Source organism: Flavobacterium erigeronis (genome assembly GCF_054075165.1).
This window is the reverse complement of sequence record NZ_JBSKGP010000004.1, coordinates 374,090-395,663: the sequence shown is the minus strand read 5'-3', so window position 1 is coordinate 395,663 and position 21,574 is coordinate 374,090. Positions and strand designations below refer to the sequence as shown.

Genomic DNA, 21,574 nt, shown 5'->3' with positions numbered 1-21,574 from the left:
GTCATTTCACTAAAACGTTTTAGTTAAAAACAAAAACAGCAACCCTAGTAAAAATGGGCGCTGAGACATTGAGACAGAGTACAATTTTTTATTAATTATTTAAAAACAAACAGAGTAGAACAAACACAAAACGAAGTCAAAACCAATAACCAAAAAAGCTTATGAGACAAATATTAGCAGTGTTAGGCGTGATATTGCTTAGCAGTTTAAGTGCTGCCGCGCAAAATCGATTAATAACCGGCATAGTTACAGATGTAGAGAACAAGGGAGTTGTTGCTGCATCAATCGAAGTTCAAGGAAAACCATTTAGTGCAGTTACAGACGCTGAAGGTCGTTTTAAAATGAATGTTCCAGAAGGTAAAGTTACCCTAAATATATCTTCTATAGGGTTTCAATCACAAACCGTTGTGCTTCAGGAAAAAGACACCAGAGTTACTGTTGCGCTGGTTGAATCTACACAAGAATTAAAAGATGTTGTGGTAACTTCATTTGGAGTTAAAAAACAAAAGAAAAGTTTAGGTTACGCCGTTGGAGAGTTAAAAGGCGAAGATCTGACAAAAAATAAAGAAATTAATTTAGGAAATGCTTTACAGGGCAAAATTGCCGGTGTAAATGTTTCGGCGCCAGTTACAGGACCATCTGGTTCTAGCCGTGTGGTTATTCGTGGAGCGACTTCGGCTTCTGGATTGAACCAGCCGCTTTATGTGGTAGACGGAATTCCAATTGACAATACGCAGCAAGGTAATGCAGGAATGTGGGGAGGTGCTGATAAAGGAGATGGAATGTCTTCTTTCAACCCAGATGATATTGCTTCGATGTCGGTTTTGAAAGGTAGTGCCGCTTCTGCGCTTTACGGGTACAGAGGTTCAAATGGTGTTATCTTAATTACGACCAAAAAAGGGAAAAGCGGTACAGGAATAGGAGTAGATTTTAGTACAAATTCTACTTTTAATACGCCTGCAAGCCTTTTAAAATGGCAAGATCAGTATGGCGCTGGAGCTCCAAACGCGAGCGGTGTACCAACAAGATTTACTAATTTACAAGAACTTAGAGATTCGTACTATTTTGCATGGGGAGATAAGTACGACGGAACGCCTTCTTTGTCTCTTGACGGTTCTACAAGACCTTATCAGGCTTACGGAAAAGATAATGTGGAGAATTTCTATAGAACTGGATATTCTTTCAGTAATACTTTAGCGATTTCTGGCGGAAATGAAACTACAAACTTTAGATTATCTTTCGGAAATACCAAAGATGAATCTATTTTGCCAGAAACTACTTTTGGAAGAAATAACGTGGCTTTAAGTTTAAATTCGGCTCCAAATAAAAAAATCAGCGTAGAAACTAATGCGCAGTATATTTCGGAGAAAAGTCATAACCGCCCATACTTAAACGATTCGCCAAGAAACCCGTCTTTCCCAACCACTTTTATGACTCCGGGAACAGATATTAGATGGTTAAGCAATCCGTATGATGCAAACGGCGGCGAAGAAGATTATTTAGGAGCAAACGTATACCATACCAATCCTTATTTTGCTACGAAATCTCCTTTAAACGATGACCTTAGAAAGCGTTTTATCGGATCTGCAAAAGTAAATTATAACATTACAGAAAAAATTTATGCTAAAGCTGTTATTGGTATTGATGATATTAATTATGAATACACTGAAATTGAACCTACTGGAATAAACTACAGCCCAGGAGGATCAATCGAAAACAGAGTGGAGTCACGTTCAGAATGGAATGCTTCTGGTTTCTTAGGTTACAAAGGAGATATTGTTAAAGATCTTTCGCTAGATGCTTTTATTGGTGCAAACCGTCAGCATAACCGATACAGCGGTATTAAAATGAAAGGAAATAATTTTATTGTTCCGTTCAAATATTTCTACGGAAATACACAGCCCGATAAAACAGAAAAATTATTCTCAGAAAGCGAAGTAAACTCACTTTTCTATTCTGCCGATATTGGATACAAAGATTATTTATTTCTTAGCTTAACAGGCCGTGAAGATTGGTTTTCTACTTTAGATCCGTCAAACAATAGTACTTTTTATCCTTCTGTAAGTTCAAGTTTTATTTATTCTGAAGTGATTGGTCTTCCAGAATGGATTTCTTACGGTAAAATTAGAGCGGGTTGGGGTAACGTAGGAGGTGCATTGCCAGATGCTTATGCTTTATCTTTAACGTATATAACTCCAGACGGACAAACAGATTCTTTAGGACAGCCAATTTTGGGTGTAAATGGAGAAACTATTCCAAACAGAACTTTAAAACCATACAACGTAAGTACAATTGAATTTGGTTTTGAAAACACATTTTTCAACAATAGAGTAAGCACAGATTTAACTTTCTACAGCAAAAAAACAACGAATGATATTACGGATGCCGATGTTTCTCAAGCTTCTGGATACAGAACGACGAAAATCAATGTTGGGGAAATCCTAAACAAAGGGGTGGAGTTTGCTATTAATGTAAAAGCAGTAAAAACAGAAAGTTTCACTTGGAACGTAGGTTATAATTTTGCTTATAATGATAGTGAAGTGCTGAATCTTTCTGATAAAATCACAACGAAAACATTAGAAGGAAATAGAGACGGAAGAGCTAATGTAGTTTTAGAAAAAGGACAGCCTTTTGGAGTTATTAAAGCATACGATTATTTAAGAGATACAAACGGAAACATTGTTTTAGATACAAATGGTAAATTTTTGAGAGGAGATTTAATCATTGCAGGACAAGGTGTTGCACCGCTTTCTATGGGATTCTCAAATGATTTCTCTTATAAAAATTTCACTCTTTCTGTTTTTATGGATGCTAAATTTGGAGGAGAAATCTACTCTGCGACAAATCAGTTAGGAACGCGTTACGGCTTAAGTGAAATTACGCTTCCAGGTCGTGAAAACGGAGTTGCAGTAAGCGGAACAGATGTAAATGGAGCTCCTGTTAATACAACAGTTTCTGCTTATGATTACTGGAGAAGTTACAGCGACGTAACCTCAAACTTTGTTTATGATGCCGATTTTGTGAAGTTGAGAGCCATTTCTTTTGCGTATAATTTCCCAAAAGCATATTTGAAAAAAACACCATTTCAGTCTGTTAGCTTAGCCTTTTCAGCACATAATTTATGGACTATTTATGACAAAGTTCCAAACATAGATCCAGAATCCAATTACTCAAACAGTAATGCGCAAGGTATGGAGAGAGCTTCTATGCCATTGACAAGAAACTATGGTTTTGCACTTAATGTCAAATTCTAATACTAAAAAAGATGAAAAATAGATATATCAAAATATTTTGTGTCGCAATTGTTAGTGCTTTGACATTAGCTTCATGCGATAAAGGATTCGAAGAAATGAATACGAATCCAAATGCTTTAACAGATCCAGCTGTAAAATCGATGTTTACACTTGCCGAAATTTATGTTGACGGACAAGATTTTTCTAACACAAGAGGAAATAATATTTACGCAGCGCAGATTGTGCAGCAATTTTCGTCACCGAGTGGCGCAGGTTCGAAATACGCCTATTCTTCTGAATATTCGGCTGCTCTTTTTGGAGAAACGTACGGAAAAGGATTAAATCAGATTTTCCAATTATTATCTGTAGTAGAAGATACGCCAGAAAATACAAATATGATTCAAGCTTGCAGAATCATGAAAGTTTTCTTGTTCCAAAAACTGACCGACACTTATGGTGAAGTTCCTTATTTTGAAGCAGGAAAAGGATATAACGGAAACGTTTTTTCTCCAAAATATGATACGCAAGAAGCCATTTATAATGATCTTTTAAAAGAATTGGACGAAGCTGGAACGGCGCTAGACGCAGGAAAACCTTTTGTTGGAAATGCTGATTTATTTTACCAAAGCGATGTGGCAAGATGGAAAAAACTGGCAAACTCCTTAATGTTAAGAGTGGCTATGCGTTTGTCTAAAGTAAATCCTGCAAAAGCAAAAGAATTTGTAGAAAAAGCATTCGCTAAAGGTGTTTTTACTTCAAATGATGACAGTTTGGTTTTGCGACATGATGCAGGGCCTCCAGGAGTAAAAACAAATCCGATTACTTCTTCATGGGTTAGAAATGATTTGAACGGAGGAGAATCGAATATCAAATTCAGTAAAACTTTCATCGATTTATTGAAAAACACAAACGACCCTCGTTTAAGAATTTATGCAAAATTAGAAGCAACAGGAGATAATAACCCTGCAAATCAGCAAGGTTTGGCAAATGATGCAAAAGAATTTCCAGGCGGAGACAAAAAGCTTTTCTCAGATCCAAATACATCAACCGTATTGCGATATGATGCTCCAACGCTAATTATGTCTTATGCTGAGGTTCAATATTTATTGGCAGAAGCCGCAGTAAAAGGATGGAATGTTGGCGGATCTGCTCAAACGTATTATGAAAACGGAGTAAGAGGAGCGATGAATATTTTAGCCATTTTTGGAGACAAAGTGCCTTTGGTTTCACCAGCAGAATATACCACTTACATTACCACTTATCCGTTCAAATCTGCAGGAACAGAAGCAGAAAAAATCGAACAGATTATCACTCAAAAATGGATTTTGTTATTGTTTAATGGTTTTGAAGCATTTTCAGAATACAGAAGAACAGGTTATCCAGTTTTAGTTCCTGTAAATGATCCAACTGGAGAGACAAAAGGAACAATTCCGAGAAGATTAATTTATGATCAGTCAGAACTAATTACAAACGAGGCTAATTATAAAGAAGCGATTCAACGTCAAGGTTTAGATTTAATGACCACAAGAATCTGGTGGGACAAATAGATTTTTAAATTTGGTTGGTTAGTTAGTTAAATAAGTCGGGTAATGAGCATACCCGGCTTATTTTCAAACCAAATAAAGAATTGATCTCCAAAGTGTAATTGAAAGTTATTTTGCAGATTCAAATGCTTTTTTTTCGCAGAAAAACAAAACTGTATTCTGCTGAAAAAGATGGATTTATTTTCAGCATTTAAAAAAAATATACTTAAAGTTTATTTCATTATTTGAATTTAAACAATACAAATCAAAACCAATATAAAGCATAGGCAGTGGTAAAGAAAATATTTCTAGTTGTATTTTAGAGTTACTAACAAAGAATAAATTCTGCAGAGAAGGAATAACACGGTCAGTTCTTTCCTTCTCTAAACTGCCAAATTAGATGCCTTTTTACTAATTTTAGAAGGTATTAATATAGTATTCCAAAAAATGAATCATCACAAAAAACTTCACTGGCTACTGAGCCTATGTCTGGCAAGCTTTACATCGATTGCTTTTGCACAGCAAATCGATCTAAAAAACAATTGGACATACCGTGAAGAAAAAACTAAAAAATGGTATCCCGCAACAGTTCCGGGAGAAATTCATACCGATTTATTGAACAATAAATTGATTCCTGATCCTTTTTATAGAGACAACGAAAAAAACTTGCAGTGGATAGAACGTAAAAACTGGGAATACAAAACTGTTTTTCAGGTTACAGCAAAAATGCTGAAAAAGAAAAACACAGAGCTAGTTTTTGACGGATTAGACACTTACGCATCCATATATGTAAACAATCAGCTGGTTTTAAAAGCCGATAATATGTTTCGTCAATGGCGTGTTGAGGTTAAAAAGAACTTGAAACCAGGAAATAACGATTTACGAATCGTATTTCAATCGGCGCAAAACGTTGTCGATTCATTGGCTAAAAAAGATCAGCCATTTGTAATTCCAGACAATCCACGTGCTTATGTACGTAAAGCGCAATATCATTTTGGATGGGATTGGGGACCAAAATTTACCACTTGCGGAATATGGAAAACGCCAAGATTAGAAGCTTATGATGAGAAAGAGCCTGAGAAACCTTATGTTTTAAATCGAAAAATTGAATTGATTCAAGAACCTGATAGTTTGGGCAGATCTTTTTATTTTAAAATTGATGAAAAGCCCGTTTATATGAAAGGAGCAAATTATATTCCGTCTGATGCTTTTCTTTCGAGAGTAACCAAAAAAGAATACGAAAAAATAGTTTTATCGGCAAAAGAAGCCAATATGAATATGCTTCGCGTTTGGGGCGGAGGCATTTATGAAGATGATTATTTCTACGATTTATGCGATAAATACGGAATAAATGTTTGGCAGGATTTTATGTTTGCCGGCACAATGGTTCCTGGAGACGATGCTTTTTTTGATAATGTAAAAAAAGAAGTTCAGTATCAGGTAAAGAGATTACGCCATCATCCAAGCATCGTTTTATGGTGCGGCAACAACGAATCTGACGAAGCTTTTAAAAATTGGGGTTGGATGAAAAGCTTCAAAATCTCCAAACAAGATTCTACTCGTTTATGGAAAGATTATACGCGTTTGTTTCACGACAGTATTCCGAAATGGGTAAAAGAAGTTGACGGAAAACGTCCTTATTTAAGTTCATCACCTTTGCATCATTGGTCAAAAGCCAAAAGTATAACCGAAGGAGATAGCCATTATTGGGGTATTTGGTGGGGATTGGAAGATATTGAAGCTGTTCAGAAAAAAACGGGACGATTTGTGAGCGAATACGGAATGTTATCGTTGCCTAATTATTCTTCAATTGAAAATTTCACCTCAGAAGAAGATCGTCATTTATATTCAGATATACTAAAAGTACATTTAAAAGCGGGTAAAGGTTTTGAGAAGTTAGACTCTTATCTCGGCAAATATTTTATCGATGCATCTAAAATAAAAAAGATGAATTTGGAAGATTATGCATACTTGAGTCAGTGCCTGCATTATTATTCTATAAAAAATATTGTCGGTACCCATCGTTCAAAAGCCCCGTATAATATGGGAACTTTGGTCTGGCAATTAAACGACTGTTGGCCAGTTGCCAGTTGGAGCATAACCGATTACGAGAACCGACAGCCTAAAGCAGCTTGGTATGCTATAAGAGAAGCTTATCGAGATGATATCAAACCAGAAATTGATTTCACTCGTCCGATAAATTTAAAACTGGAAGATCCAAAAATAAATTGGCAAATAAAAGGAAATGCAATTATCCTAAAAGCAGAAAAAGTAGCTAAATATGTTTGCATTTCAGCCAAAGGTTATAACGGAAAATGGAGCGATAATTATTTTGATTTACAAGCGGGAGAAGAAAAAACAATTTCGTTTGAAGGAAAAGTCAATAAAGAAAATATTAAGATTTATTCTTTATATGAGGTTTTGAATAGGTACTAAGGTACTGAGATGCTAAGGTTCTAAGTTGCAAAGAGACAAAGAGACAGAGGGACAAAGTTTTTTCCGTAGAGGCGCACCGCAGTGCGTCTCCCTTACGAAGACGATAATTTATCCTTTATTGGGTGTTTTTATAAATTTTTATGTAGAGGCGCACCGCAGTGCGTCTCCTTACGAAGACGATAATTTATCCTTTATTGGGTGTTTTTATAAATTTTTATGTAGAGGCGCACCGCAGTGCGTCTCCTTACGAAGACAAGATTTTATTCTATTACTAGGGTTATATAAAAGAAGAAGGGATTCTTTATGAATTCAAAAAAATAAAAAAATACAAATGATAAACAGCAAACTAATTTTTAGCGGAGTTTTAATTTTTAATCTGTTTTGCGGCGGTATTGCATTTTCTCAAAAAAAGAAAATAGAAAATGCGGCAAATTATACACAATATGTCGATCCAATTATCGGATCTGCTGGTCATGGTCATGTTTTTGTGGGGGCTAATGTTCCTTTTGGTGCGGTTCAGCTAGGTCCGGTAAATATTTTTGAAGGTTGGGATTGGTGCAGTGGTTACAACTACGCAAGTAATACGATTTTAGGCTTTACGCATACACATTTAAGTGGAACCGGAATTGGTGATTTAAATGATATTTTGGTGCTTCCTGTTAGCGGAAAAGTCGGCTTGACGAAAGGCACAAAAGAAGATATGGTAAACGGTTACGGTTCGTATTTTTCTCATAAAAACGAAGTGGTTAAACCTGGATATTACAGCGTTCTTTTAGATAAATATAAAGTGAAAGCCGAATTAACGGCAAGCGAAAGAGTTGGTTTTCATAAATATACTTTCGAAAATACAAACGATTCTCATATTTTAATTGACCTCGCTGACGGAATTGGCTGGGACAGACCTGTAAAAACATTCATTAAAAAAATCAGCGAAAATAAAATAGAAGGATATCGTTATTCGGCAGGCTGGGCTTCAGATCAGCGCATTTATTTTGCAATGGAATTCTCTGAACCAATTACCAATATGGCTGTTTATGATAATACAGCTGTGGTTAAAGGAACAGAAGGTGAAGGCTTAAAAATAAAAGCTGTTTTAGATTTTAAAACCTTAAAAAATAAACAAATTCTAGTAAAAGTTGGGATTTCTCCAGTGAGCACAGAAAATGCATCGGCGAATATAAAAACAGAAATTCCAGATTGGAATTTCGAAGCGATTGTAAAATTAGCAGATTCAAAATGGAATAAAGAACTCAATAAAGTTCAGATCAAAGCCAATGAAAAAACAATGAAAGTTTTCTACACAGCATTGTACCACACGATGTTTGCGCCTTCTATTTTTAATGATGCCAATGGAGATTACAGAGGAACAGATAAAAAAGTGTATGAAAAAGCCAATTTTACCAATTACACCACTTTTTCGCTTTGGGATACTTATAGAGGTTTACATCCTTTATATACTATAGTGCAACCTGAAAAAATTAATGATATTGTAAAATCATTTTTAGCGATTTATCAGCAGCAAGGCAGATTGCCAGTCTGGCATTTAATGGGCAACGAAACCAATACCATGAATGGAAACCATTCTATAGCCGTTATTGTCGATGCGTATTTAAAAGGATATCGTGATTACGATACAGAATTAGCTTACGAAGCAATCAAAAAAACGGCGATGCAAACGCGTGACGGGATGGATTATGTTCAAAAACTCGAATATATTCCTGCTGATAAACATTTGGAATCTGTTGGAAATGCTTTAGAATATGCCATCGATGATTATTGTATTGCTTTGATGGCAAAATCGCTTAACAAAACAGACGATTATAATTACTTCACGAAAAGAGCCAATTTATACAAATTGTATTTCGATAAAGAAACCACTTTTATGCGTGGAAAATTGACTAATGGAAATTGGAGAACACCGTTTAATCCGCTTTCCTCTGCTCATAGAAAAGACGATTATGTAGAAGGAAATGCTTGGCAGTACACTTGGCTGGTGCCGCAAGATCCATATGGATTGATTGAATTGTTTGGAAATGAAGAAAAATTTATCGCAAAATTAGATTCGCTTTTCTTACTAACCGATAAAGTAGAAGGAGAAGATGTTTCACCAGATATCAGCGGTTTAATTGGACAATACGCACACGGAAATGAGCCGAATCACCATATTCCGTATTTGTATGCGTATGTAGGACAACCTTGGAAAACAGCCAAACTAATTCGCGAAATCGACGATAAATTTTATTCTACAAAACCAGACGGATTGTGCGGTAACGAAGATTTAGGGCAAATGTCGGCTTGGTATATTTTATCTTCAATGGGATTCTATTCGGTTAATCCAGCAAACGGAATTTATGTTATGGGAAGTCCGTTGGTAAACAGTGCCGTGATTCATCATACAAAAGAGGTTTCTTTTACAATAAATGCGGTTAATAACAGCGCTTCAAATATCTATATTCAAAAAGTAGAATTCAACGGAAAACCGTATACAAAATCATACATCACACAAGATATGATTGTAAAAGGCGGAGAATTGAAATTGTTTATGGGAAGCAAACCATCGGCGACTTGGGGAGTGAAGAAGGAGGATAGACCTGAATAATTTTAGATTTTTGGATTTTTAGATTTTAGATTACGCGTTCCTGCAAGGTTTCCAAAACCTTGTAGGTATGATTTAAAGTTCAGATTTACCGTCGCTTTAACAAAGTTTAGACAAGTGAGATTTAAATTTCGCAAAAAAATAAACGCCTACAATGTTTTGGAAACCTTGCAGGATAACACATATAATATGAAAATAAAAAGTTTAATTTTTCTTGGATTAGTGCAATGCAGCATCTTTTTAAATGCACAGGTAAAGTCTTTAGATCCTGTAGAATATGTAAATCCTTTAATGGGAACACAATCGCTACATAATCTTTCAAACGGAAATACGTATCCAGCAGTCTGTCGACCGTGGGGAATGAATTTCTGGACGCCTCAAACTGGAAAAATGGGCGATGGCTGGGCATATACTTATACAGCCGAAAAAATCAGAGGATTTAAGCAAACGCATCAGCCTTCACCGTGGATGAACGATTACGGTCAGTTTTCGATTATGCCTGTTACAGGTAAATTGGCTTTCGCCGAAGACGAACGCGCGAGTTGGTTCAGTCATAAAGCTGAGGTTTCAAAACCCTATTATTACAGCGTTTATTTGGCTGATCATGACGTTACCACCGAAATTACCACAACAGAAAGAGCAGCGCATTTTCAGATTACATTTCCAGAAAACGAAAAATCTTCCATTATAATTGATGCATTCGATAAAGGTTCTTATATCAAAATAATTCCTTCAGAAAATAAAATAATTGGTTATACAACACGCAACAGCGGCGGAGTTCCTCAAAATTTTAAAAACTATTTTGTTTTGTTGTTTGATAAAAAGTTTGAAGCGAATTCAACTTGGCTGAATAAAGATTTAGCCGCTGATAAATTAGAATCAGAAGGGAATCATGTCGGTGCAGTTATTGGATTTAAAACCAAAAAAGGAGAGAAAGTCAATGTGAAAGTGGCTTCTTCTTTTATAAGTTTTGAACAGGCCGAATTAAATTTAAAAGAATTAGGAACAGCAACTTTTGAAGAAACAGTTTTACAATCTAAAGCAGAATGGAATAAAGTTCTTGGAAAAATCACTGTTGAAGATACCAATACAGATCAGTTAAAGACTTTTTATTCGTGTTTATACCGAACTGTTTGTTTTCCTCAAAAACAATATGAAATTGATAAAGATGGAAAAATTGTGCACTACAGTCCCTACAACGGAAAAGTGCTGCCGGGATATATGTATGCAGGAACTGGATTTTGGGATACTTTTCGTGCTTTATATCCTTTGCTAAATCTGGTTTATGCTTCGATAAATAAAGAAATGCAGGAAGGATTAATAAACGATTATAAAGAAGGCGGATTCTTGCCAGAATGGTCAAGTCCAGGATTTAGAAATGTAATGGTAGGCAACAATTCTGCTTCTGTAGTTTCTGATGCTTACATAAAAGGATTACGCGGTTATGATATCAATACTTTGTACGAAGCTTTGCTGCACGGAGCTAATAACGAAGGTCCGCTAGAAGCGGTGGGGAGAAAAGGAGTGGAGTATTACAATACTTTAGGATATGTTCCGTATGATGTAAAAATCAACGAAAATGCGGCTCGAACTTTAGAATATGCTTATGATGATTTTACGATTTGGAAATTGGCAAAAGCGTTAAATCGTCCGAACAAAGAAATCAGTTTGTATGAAAAACGAATGCTGAATTATAAAAAACTCTATAATCCAGCAGTAGGATTAATGAGCGGACGAAATAAAGACGGCAGTTTTCCAGCCAACTTTAATCCGTTTAAATGGGGAGATGCTTTTACCGAAGGAAATAGCTGGCATTACAGCTGGAGTGTTTTTCATGATATTCAAGGGTTGATTGATTTAATGGGCGGAGAGAAAAATTTCACAGCAAAATTAGATGCTGTTTTTACGACGCCTCCAATTTTTGATGACAGTTATTATGGAGCTGTTATTCATGAAATTCGCGAAATGCAGATCATGAATATGGGGCAATACGCTCACGGAAACCAGCCCATTCAGCATATGATTTATTTATACAATTATGCTGGAGAACCTTGGAAAACACAATATTGGTCGAGAGAAGTCATGAATCGTTTGTACAAACCAACTCCAGATGGCTATTGCGGAGACGAAGATAACGGACAGACTTCTGCATGGTACATATTCTCAGCCATGGGATTTTATCCAGTTTGTCCGGCGACAGACGAATATGTTTTTGGGGCGCCTTTATTTAAGAAAACGACATTACAGTTAGAAAACGGAAAACAGCTTGTCATCAACGCGCCAAATAATTCGGAAACCAACAAATATGTAAACGAATTGAAATGGAATAATGCTCTTCATATTAAAAATTACATCAATCATTTTGAGGTGTTAAAAGGTGGAGAGTTAAATTTTGATATGACCAATTCGCCTAATTTTAAAAGAGGTACAACAAAAGAAGCATTCCCATATTCTTATTCAAATTCAAAATAAAAAGATATGCAGTCACGTAGAAAATTTATAAAAAACGCTGGCATTTTTTCAGCAGGATTATTAGCCATTCAAACAGAAGCTTTCGGCTTTAATTCCGATACTTTTCAGTTTCCTTTAAAAGATTTTGTTTCGAAAAGACCTCCAGTTGCCGAAAGAAAATTTACAAGTAAAGCCATTGAAGCTGCAATTGTACGCGTTAAAAAACAAATCGGCAATCCAGAATTGGCTTGGATCTTCGAAAACTGTTTTCCAAATACATTAGATACCACGGTCGATTTTGAAATTATAGATGGAAAACCAGATACGTATGTCATTACAGGAGATATCGATGCCATGTGGCTTAGAGACAGTACAGCGCAGATTTGGCCGTATATTCCGTTTGTAAAAGAAGATCCAAAGTTGGCCGAATTAGTAAAAGGAGTAATTAATCGTCAAGCGAAATGTATTCTGCTCGATCCGTATGCCAATGCATTTTATAAAGATTTTACGAAGGAAAGCGAATGGAAAAATGACCTTACCAAAATGCAGCCCGGAATTCATGAAAGAAAATGGGAAATAGACAGTTTATGCTATCCAGTTCGCTTAGCGCACGGGTATTGGAAAGAAACGGGAGATATCAGTTTATTTGATGCCAAATGGAAAGAAGCGATGCTATTAGTTCTGCAAACTTTTAAAGAACAGCAGCGAATGGACGGAAAAGGCGGACCTTATAGTTTTCAGCGTCAGACAGCATGGGCAACAGATGGAGTTCCGTTAGGCGGTTATGGCTATCCAGTAAAACCTTGCGGATTAATTGTGTCGACTTTCAGACCAAGTGACGATTCTACTTTGTTCGGTTATTTGATTCCGAGTAATATGTTCGCCATTGAAATATTAGGCTATCTAATCGAAATTTTCTCTCTTCCAGCTTTAAAAGACAATGATTTGGTTGCAAAAGCCACAGAATTAAGAGATCAAGTTCAAAAAGGTTTGAACGAACACGGAATTATCAATCACCCAAAATTCGGAAAAATTATTGCTTTTGAAGTAAACGGTTATGGCAGTTTCCACATGATGGACGATGCCAATGTGCCTTCGTTATTATCATTACCTTATTTAGGTGCTATTGCTCCAAATGATCCTTTGTATTTGAATACAAGAAAAGTAGTGCTATCAGAAAACAATCCATTTTTCTATAAAGGAAAAGCAGGCGAAGGCATTGGAGGCCCACACACAGGAGTCGATACCATCTGGCCTATGAGTATTGTTTTAAGAGCGATTACAAGTGTAGACGAAAAAGAAATAAAAGCCTGTATTAGCAATTTAATTAAAACCAATGCCGATACTGGATTCATGCACGAATCTTTTCATAAAGACGATGTGAACAAGTTTACTCGTAAATGGTTTGCTTGGGCGAATACCTTATTTGGCGAAATGATTGTGCACACCAGTATTCATTATCCTCAAATTTTAAAAGATAAAAATATCTAGTACTAAAGCTAAAAAAGTAAAAATGAATACATCACATGCCATTGGGCTAGATATAGGAGGAACGCATATTACTGCCGCGGTCATCAATAAAACCGATATGAAAGTTTTGGACTTTTCGCTCTACAAAGAATCTTTTGATTCGAATAAGTCCGTAGCTGAGGTCATGAATATCTGGAAAAAAGTAATCTGCACCGCAATAGAAAATTCTAAAATAAAAGATATTACGGGAATAGCAGTTTGCATGCCGGGGCCATTTGACTATAAAAACGGTATCTGTTGGATTAAAGACCAGTCGAAATACGAACATTTTTACGGATTGAACATTAGAGAACTCCTTTTGCAAACTCTTGGTTTTCCTGCTGATTTTCCAGTTCTTTTTGAAAATGATGCTGTTTGTTTTGGGAAAGGAGAAGTCTTTAAACAACAAGAAAACCTTTCTAAAAAAGTAATGGCAGTTACCTTAGGCACAGGATTGGGAGCTTGTTTTATTGATAAAAGAGTATCAATTAGTTCAGGAAATTCTGTTCCTGCTGATGGAGAAATATATAATTTGCCTTATCAAGAAGGTATGGCAGAAGATTATGTTTCGGTTAGAGGTCTTTTGTCACATTACAAATCTTTAAGCGGTACGGATCTTAATAATGGTTTGGAATTGTATGCTTTAGCGAAAAATGGAGATCAGTCAGCCATTGCAGTTTTTGAAAGAATGGGGGAGGATTTAGCAAAAGTTGTTATTCCATGGATTAAAAACTTCACTGCAGATCACATCATTATTGGCGGAAAAATTGCCAATGCGAGCGATTTGTTTTTATCATCATTTAATAAAATAATCCAAGAATCGGATTTAAAAGTTGAGGTTTCCATTTCAAACGATAATGAAATTGCTGCCTTACTAGGAGCCGTCAGTTTTCTTTGCGATTAAAACAAAAATGGATGAGTAAACCAACTCATCCGTTTTTGTTTATAATACATACGATTGAAGTGCAACTAGCTAAAGCTGGAGGCAATTTATATCGAAAAAATTTGTCAAATTTTTAAACTTCGACAAATTTTCTACATGTAAATTAGTGAATTCGTGGCTACCCCAAAACCATTCTTAATCTCTCCTTAAACCCATAACAAATACTTTTAGATTCAAATTTTAATCCTTACTTTTGAGCCTCATTAATTTTAAACAAAAATCATGGCATCTATCACATTAGGAGGAAATCCAGTTCATACATCAGGCGAATTACCAGCTGTTGGGTCACAATTAGCTGATTTTAAATTAGTCCAAAACGATTTATCAGTTGCGTCTTTGAGCAATTTCGCTGGTAAAAAATTAGTTTTAAACATCTTCCCAAGTGTAGATACAGGAACTTGTGCAACATCGGTTAGAACTTTCAATGCAAGTGCAAGCGGATTAGAAAACACAACTGTTTTATGTATCTCTAGAGATTTGCCTTTTGCTCAAAAACGTTTTTGCGGTGCTGAAGGTTTAGAAAATGTAGTAAACTTATCAGATTTCCAAACTGGTGCTTTTGGTAAAGCAAACGGACTTGAAATTGTTGACGGACCATTAGCAGGTTTACATTCAAGAGTAATCATTGTTGTTGATGAAAACGGAAAAGTTCTTCACACAGAACAAGTTGCTGAAATCGCAAACGAACCAAATTACGAAGCTGCTTTAGCTGTACTATAATATTTTCCCTTAAATGGAGTTTCAAAAAGATAATACCTTTGTTACAGGTCGATTAAAAAGCATGAAATATGCTTTTAATGGAGCTGTAAAATTAATAAAAACCGAACACAGCATTATGGTGCAATTCTCATTGGGAATCATCATGACTATAGCTGGGTTCTATTTTCATATTTCACAAACCGAATGGCTATGTCAGACATTAGCCATTGGTTTTGTTTTAAGCATTGAAGGATTAAATACGGCAGTTGAAAAAATAGCCGATTTTATCCACCCCGATTTTAGCAGACGAATCGGTTTTATAAAAGATATTGCTGCAGGGGCAGTATTTTTTGCTGCAATGACTGCAATAGCAATAGGCTTGATTATTTATATTCCAAAATTTATTTAGGCAAAGGAAAACGCAAGAATGGCAAAAAATAAAAAAGAAACTGTAGATAAAAAAAACGATAAACAAGAAGGAAATAAAAGATCTTTTAAGATGTCTAAACAACAAAAATTTGTTTTAGGATGTCTTTTGGTTCTTTTCTCTATTGCTCTTTTGGTAGCATTTATTTCTTTTTACGTTAACGGACAATGGCAAAACGATCAAAGCGTTGTAAACCAGCTTGGCGATCGCACTGAAGTGGCTGAGAACTGGCTCGGTAAATTCGGAGCTTATCTTGCCGATTTGATTATCTACAGAGGTTTCGGTCTTGCATCTTTCATATTCGTGCGTTTATTTTTCCTTACGGGAATGTTTCTCGCATTGGAACTTTCTACCCAAAAACTCAAAAACACTTGGTTCTGGGATATTTTTGCCATCATTATCGTTTCTGTTTTATTTGGCTTCTTTGCAACTTCTGCACCAGAATTAGGAGGTACAATTGGTTACGAATTAAATATATTCCTTCAAGATTATATCGGAAAAACAGGTACTTTGCTTACGCTGCTTTTTGGTTTAATTGTATACTTGATTTTCAAAATCAAATTATCTCCAGAAAAAATCCAGTCTTATTTTGATTCGACTAAAAAAGAATTAAAATCAGAATTAGACACATTAAAACCAGCTGTTGCACAACCAGAAAGTGCTTATAATCTGGAAGAGTTTTCTATTAAAGAAGAAGAGGAAGAAAACGATCCTGAATTGGATAATATCCATATTAAAACTGTCGATTCTCAATTCGAAATCAATAAAGAAGCTTTAAAACCAACTATTTCTCATTCGTCTGAAATTGAATTAAATCCTATTTTAAAACCAATTCAACCAGCTGTTACGCAAGTTACTGCTACTCCAGATGAAGCTTTTGTTATTGAAAAAGCAGAGGAGGAAGATATAATCGAAGAAAACTTAGCTTCTCGTCTAGTTGCCGATTTTGGACTTTTTGACCCGACTTTGGATTTATCGAATTACAAATTCCCAACAATCGATTTATTGAAAGAATATTCGACTGGCGGAATTACCATTAATCAGGAAGAATTAGAAGAAAATAAAAATAGAATTGTAGACACACTTCGTAATTACAAAATTGAAATTGCACAAATTAAAGCTACCGTTGGTCCATCGGTTACTTTATATGAAATTGTTCCTGAAGCGGGAATTAGAATTTCAAAAATTAAGAGTTTAGAAGATGATATTGCTTTATCATTATCTGCGCTAGGAATTCGTATTATTGCGCCAATTCCAGGAAAAGGTACTATCGGTATTGAGGTTCCGAACAAAAACCCAACTATGGTTTCTATGAAAAGCGTTATTGGAGCAGCAAAATTCCAAGAAGCTGAAATGGAATTGCCAATTGCATTAGGAAAAACCATTTCTAACGAAACTTTTGTAGTCGATTTGGCAAAAATGCCTCACTTATTGATGGCAGGAGCAACGGGACAAGGTAAATCTGTCGGATTAAATGCGGTTTTAACTTCGCTTTTATACAAAAAACATCCTGCAGAAGTAAAATTTGTTTTGGTTGACCCGAAAAAAGTAGAGCTTACACTTTTCAATAAAATTGAAAGACATTATTTAGCGAAGCTTCCAGACACAGAAGATGCTATTATTACAGACAATGCAAAAGTTGTTAATACTTTAAATTCGCTTTGTACAGAAATGGACAATCGTTATTCTTTATTAAAAGATGCGATGGTTCGTAATATTAAAGAATACAACGAAAAATTCAAGTCTAGAAAATTAAATCCAGAAGCAGGTCACCGATTTTTACCTTACATCGTTTTGGTTGTCGATGAGTTTGCCGATTTGATTATGACAGCAGGAAAAGAAGTCGAAGTTCCGATTGCCCGTCTAGCTCAGTTAGCCCGTGCTATTGGTATCCACTTGATTATTGCAACACAAAGACCTTCTGTAAACGTAATTACAGGTTTAATTAAAGCCAATTTCCCTGCTAGAATTGCCTTTAGAGTAACTTCTAAAATCGATTCAAGAACCATTTTGGACACTCAAGGTGCAGATCAGCTTATTGGACGTGGGGATTTATTATACACCAATGGAAATGATGTCGTGCGTGTTCAGTGCGCCTTTATTGACACTCCAGAGGTGGAAAAAATTACAGATTTTATTGGTGGACAAAAAGCTTATCCAAACGCTTATTTGCTTCCAGAGTTCGTTGGAGAAGAAAGTGGCATCAATCTTGATATAGATATTTCCGAAAGAGATACTTTATTTAGAGAAGCGGCAGAGATAATTGTCAATGCACAGCAAGGTTCTGCTTCTTTATTGCAGCGAAAATTAAAATTAGGATACAACAGAGCCGGTCGTTTGATCGATCAACTTGAGGCAGCAGGTATTGTTGGTCCGTTTGAAGGCAGTAAAGCACGCAGTGTAAACATCTTAGATTTAAATGCTCTTGATCAATTTTTTAATAATGAACAAAATTAATCCAATCATGAAAGCAAAAATTCAAGAAATCAACAACAATTCTATCACAAACATGACTAAAAAGTGTTTTCAAATGGCAGTTATATTGCTTTTGAGCTTCACTTCTATTCAAGCTCAAGATAAAAAAGCGAAAGATTTATTGAACGAAGTAACTTCTAAAATTAAAAGCTACAACAATATTGTTATCGATTTTAAATATTCTTTGAATAACGCCAAAGAAAACATCAATCAAGACAGTAAAGGAAACGTTACGATGAAAGGAAATCAATATGTTTTGAATTTTATGGGCGTTACCAAAATTTTTGACGGCCAAAAAACGTACACTATTGTTCCTGAAGATGAAGAAGTTACTATTTCAAAAGTAAACGAAAAGGATGATAACGCTATTACTCCTTCTAAAATGCTTACTTTCTTCAATTCTGGCTACAAATACAACATGGATATCGTTCAGAATGTAAAAGGAAGAAAAATTCAATACATCAAATTAGTTCCTACGAGTGGAAAAGATCAAAGAAAAGAGATTCTTTTAGGTATTGACGTTCAGACAAAACACATCTATAATTTGATTGAAACTGGAAAAAACGGAACAAAAACAACTTTAACCGTTAATTCTTTTAAAACCAATCAGCCATTATCAAAAAATCAATTTACCTTTGTAGCGAGTAAATACCCGAAATACTACATCAATAAATTAGATTAATCAGAAGGTTGAAAATTCTAGACAAATACTTATTAAAAACATTCTTATTTACATTTACTACGGTATTTGTAATCTTATTTTTCATATTCATACTTCAAACAGTATGGCTATTTATATCAGAACTAGCAGGTAAAGATCTCGACTTAATATTGGTCGTGAAATTCCTGCTTTTTTCTATGCCTCGTATTATCCCGCTTGTTCTACCGCTTTCGGTGTTATTGGCTTCGATTATGACTTTTGGAAATCTAGCCGAAAATTATGAGTTTGCAGCCATGAAATCTTCAGGAATATCATTGCAAAGAGCAATGAGGGTTTTGATTATTTTTATTTTCGTTTTAAGTATTGTTGCATTTTGGTTTGCAAACAATGTTATTCCGTATGCCGAATATAAGTTTGTCAACTTTAGAAAAAACATTGCACAAGCAAAACCTGCAATGGCTATTGCCGAAGGTCAGTTTAACGATGTTGGCACTTACAATATTAAGGTTAACAAAAAATCTGGCGAAAACGGAAATCATCTGGCTGGCGTGACAATTCACGAAAAGGCCAATACTATGGGTGAAAACAAAACCGTAATTAAAGCTAAAACCGGCGAATTGGTCAGCAATGAGAAATCCAGCATTTTGAAACTGGTTTTAAATGACGGTTATTACTATCAAGACGTTACTCCGAAAAAATATGAGGATCGTGCAAAATTGCCTTTTATAAAAGGAAAATTTAAAAAACAGATCATCAATATCGATTTGTCTGAACTTAACAAAGTTGACGACAGTAAAGAAAGTATTGCAGGAACAAATGCTATGTTGAATGTTAATGAGCTAGGCTATACTTTAGACTCATTAAACAAAAATTTAGACAGCGAAATTGCTTCTTTTTCTGAAAACATTAATCAGAGAGTTGGAATTAAAAGATTTGCTAAAGATTCTCAGAAAAACATTAAAAAGAAACCGCTTCCAAACGACGTTTTGTCTATTTATTCAAATAAAGATAAAGTAGATATCTTAAAAATGGCTGGAAGCAATATTACGAGTAATATTTATTCGATCGAAACAACTCAGCGAGATCTAAAAGACAAACAGCGAGAAATCAACAAACACTACAATGCATTATACGAGAAATTCGTTATTGCGTTTGCTTGTTTCTTAATGTTCTTTATCGGAGCTCCACTAGGTGCTATTATTAGAAAAGGAGGACTTGGGCTTCCTATTGTATTTGCTGTTTTAATTTTTATTACATTCCATTTCATCAATACATTCGGAAAAAGACTGTCTCAAGAAGGCGGAATGGCTCCATTTTTAGGCTCTTGGATGTCTTCATTCATATTATCGCCGTTAGCTGTATTATTAACCTACCGCGCCACTAACGACAACGGATTGATTAATTTTGATGCGATAACAACGCCGATTTCACTGTTTTTTCAAAAAATTTCTGAGCGGTTTTCACCTGCTCAAAAGCAATAATAATTATGTCAACAATAAAAATACAACTGAATACCATTGAAGAAGCTATAGAAGATATTCGTCAAGGTAAAGTAATCATTGTAGTCGATGATGAAGATCGTGAAAACGAAGGTGATTTTTTGGCTGCTGCCGAAAAAGTAACTCCAGAAATGATCAACTTTATGGCTACTCACGGACGCGGATTAATCTGTACACCACTTACAGAAAGCCGTTGCAAAGAATTGGATCTTCGTGCCATGGTTACCAACAATACAGACCACATGGAAACCGCTTTTACGGTTTCTGTTGATTTAAAAGGACACGGAGTTACGACTGGTATTTCTGCAGCCGACAGATCTAAAACAGTTCAGGCATTAATTGATCCCAATACAAAACCTCACGATTTAGCTCGTCCTGGACATATTTTTCCTTTAATTGCAAAACAAGGCGGTGTTTTAAGAAGAACTGGACACACTGAAGCTGCAATTGATTTTGCACGTCTAGCTGGATTTAAACCTGCTGGAGTAATCTGCGAAATTCTGAACGAAGATGGAACAATGTCTCGTTTGCCAGAATTGATTAAAGTGGCTAAAAAATTCGATTTAAAATTAGTTTCGATCGAAGATTTGGTTGCTTATAGAATGCAGCACGACAGTTTGATTGTGAAAAAAGAAGATTTTGATATCGAAACCCGTTTTGGAACTTTTAGATTAAGAGCTTACGAACAGACTACAAATAAACAGATTCATATTGCCTTAACTAAAGGAACTTGGAGTTCTGGGGAACCTATTTTAACTAGAATTCACTCTTCTCAAGTAAATAATGATTTACTAGGAACACTGACTAATAATGCCGAACAGCAATTAGACGATATGTTTAAAGTAATTAACGAAAACGGAAAAGGAGCTGTAATCTTCATTAATCAAGACATGACAGCTGTTAATCTTTTAAACCGAATTTCTGAGCTTAAAAATTTACAGGCCAACGGAACCTTAAAAGCTCCAAAAGTTATTATTGACAGCAAAGATTATGGTATTGGAGCTCAAATTCTTCATGATATCGATATTTCTAAAATCAGATTGGTTTCAAATACAGAGCAAACAAAACGAGTTGGTATGATTGGATACGGACTTGAAATTACAGAATACGTTAATTATTAAT

13 protein-coding genes are annotated in these 21,574 nt (G+C 35.3%); all 13 read left to right on the top strand.

Annotated elements, in window-relative coordinates; genetic code table 11:
* The first annotated feature begins 161 nt into the window (after positions 1–161).
* Positions 162–3,254 carry a SusC/RagA family TonB-linked outer membrane protein gene (locus ACWA1F_RS10585; RefSeq protein WP_456893717.1) on the top strand — a complete coding sequence of 1,031 codons (3,093 nt, stop codon included), beginning with the start codon at positions 162–164 and terminating at the stop codon, positions 3,252–3,254.
* A gap of 11 nt (positions 3,255–3,265) precedes the next feature.
* Positions 3,266–4,780, top strand: coding sequence for a SusD/RagB family nutrient-binding outer membrane lipoprotein (locus ACWA1F_RS10580; protein ID WP_456893716.1), 1,515 nt, complete (start codon positions 3,266–3,268; stop codon positions 4,778–4,780).
* A 423-nt stretch (positions 4,781–5,203) separates the two neighbouring features.
* Complete coding sequence (locus ACWA1F_RS10575; RefSeq protein WP_456893715.1) at positions 5,204–7,192, top strand: beta-mannosidase; 1,989 nt, start codon at positions 5,204–5,206, stop codon at positions 7,190–7,192.
* Between the two features lie 331 nt (positions 7,193–7,523).
* A complete protein-coding gene (locus ACWA1F_RS10570) occupies positions 7,524–9,791 on the top strand; it encodes a GH92 family glycosyl hydrolase (protein ID WP_456893714.1) in 2,268 nt (755 codons plus the stop codon).
* A gap of 186 nt (positions 9,792–9,977) precedes the next feature.
* Complete coding sequence (locus tag ACWA1F_RS10565) at positions 9,978–12,260, top strand: GH92 family glycosyl hydrolase (RefSeq protein ID WP_456893713.1); 2,283 nt, start codon at positions 9,978–9,980, stop codon at positions 12,258–12,260.
* A 6-nt stretch (positions 12,261–12,266) separates the two neighbouring features.
* Positions 12,267–13,730, top strand: a complete 1,464-nt coding sequence (locus ACWA1F_RS10560; protein WP_456893712.1) for a glycoside hydrolase family 125 protein — start codon at positions 12,267–12,269, stop codon at positions 13,728–13,730.
* 22 nt (positions 13,731–13,752) lie between these two features.
* The gene (locus ACWA1F_RS10555) at positions 13,753–14,652 is read left to right on the top strand and encodes an ROK family protein (protein ID WP_456893711.1); all 900 of its coding nucleotides are present in this window, start codon (positions 13,753–13,755) and stop codon (positions 14,650–14,652) included.
* A 261-nt stretch (positions 14,653–14,913) separates the two neighbouring features.
* Positions 14,914–15,411, top strand: a complete 498-nt coding sequence (tpx, locus tag ACWA1F_RS10550) for a thiol peroxidase (protein WP_306158862.1) — start codon at positions 14,914–14,916, stop codon at positions 15,409–15,411.
* A gap of 13 nt (positions 15,412–15,424) precedes the next feature.
* A complete protein-coding gene (locus tag ACWA1F_RS10545) occupies positions 15,425–15,799 on the top strand; it encodes a diacylglycerol kinase family protein (RefSeq protein WP_125721653.1) in 375 nt (124 codons plus the stop codon).
* An 18-nt stretch (positions 15,800–15,817) separates the two neighbouring features.
* Positions 15,818–18,274: a DNA translocase FtsK gene (locus ACWA1F_RS10540; protein WP_306158858.1), complete on the top strand. Its 2,457-nt coding sequence runs from the start codon at positions 15,818–15,820 to the stop codon at positions 18,272–18,274.
* A gap of 7 nt (positions 18,275–18,281) precedes the next feature.
* The gene (locus ACWA1F_RS10535; protein WP_456893710.1) at positions 18,282–18,974 is read left to right on the top strand and encodes an outer membrane lipoprotein periplasmic chaperone LolA1; all 693 of its coding nucleotides are present in this window, start codon (positions 18,282–18,284) and stop codon (positions 18,972–18,974) included.
* Positions 18,975–18,982: 8 nt separating this feature from the next.
* A complete protein-coding gene (locus ACWA1F_RS10530) occupies positions 18,983–20,434 on the top strand; it encodes an LptF/LptG family permease (protein ID WP_456893709.1) in 1,452 nt (483 codons plus the stop codon).
* 5 nt (positions 20,435–20,439) lie between these two features.
* Complete coding sequence (gene ribB, locus ACWA1F_RS10525) at positions 20,440–21,573, top strand: 3,4-dihydroxy-2-butanone-4-phosphate synthase (protein ID WP_456893708.1); 1,134 nt, start codon at positions 20,440–20,442, stop codon at positions 21,571–21,573.
* Position 21,574 lies beyond the last annotated feature (1 nt).

What these genes read in the sequence shown, in the direction of transcription:
- ACWA1F_RS10585 (WP_456893717.1), top strand. Translation starts at nt 162, where the DNA reads ATGAGACAAATATTAGCAGTGTTAGGCGTGATATTGCTTAGCAGTTTA.
- ACWA1F_RS10580 (WP_456893716.1), top strand. Translation starts at nt 3,266, where the DNA reads ATGAAAAATAGATATATCAAAATATTTTGTGTCGCAATTGTTAGTGCT.
- ACWA1F_RS10575 (WP_456893715.1), top strand. Translation starts at nt 5,204, where the DNA reads ATGAATCATCACAAAAAACTTCACTGGCTACTGAGCCTATGTCTGGCA.
- ACWA1F_RS10570 (WP_456893714.1), top strand. Translation starts at nt 7,524, where the DNA reads ATGATAAACAGCAAACTAATTTTTAGCGGAGTTTTAATTTTTAATCTG.
- ACWA1F_RS10565 (WP_456893713.1), top strand. Translation starts at nt 9,978, where the DNA reads ATGAAAATAAAAAGTTTAATTTTTCTTGGATTAGTGCAATGCAGCATC.
- ACWA1F_RS10560 (WP_456893712.1), top strand. Translation starts at nt 12,267, where the DNA reads ATGCAGTCACGTAGAAAATTTATAAAAAACGCTGGCATTTTTTCAGCA.
- ACWA1F_RS10555 (WP_456893711.1), top strand. Translation starts at nt 13,753, where the DNA reads ATGAATACATCACATGCCATTGGGCTAGATATAGGAGGAACGCATATT.
- tpx (WP_306158862.1), top strand. Translation starts at nt 14,914, where the DNA reads ATGGCATCTATCACATTAGGAGGAAATCCAGTTCATACATCAGGCGAA.
- ACWA1F_RS10545 (WP_125721653.1), top strand. Translation starts at nt 15,425, where the DNA reads ATGGAGTTTCAAAAAGATAATACCTTTGTTACAGGTCGATTAAAAAGC.
- ACWA1F_RS10540 (WP_306158858.1), top strand. Translation starts at nt 15,818, where the DNA reads ATGGCAAAAAATAAAAAAGAAACTGTAGATAAAAAAAACGATAAACAA.
- ACWA1F_RS10535 (WP_456893710.1), top strand. Translation starts at nt 18,282, where the DNA reads ATGAAAGCAAAAATTCAAGAAATCAACAACAATTCTATCACAAACATG.
- ribB (WP_456893708.1), top strand. Translation starts at nt 20,440, where the DNA reads ATGTCAACAATAAAAATACAACTGAATACCATTGAAGAAGCTATAGAA.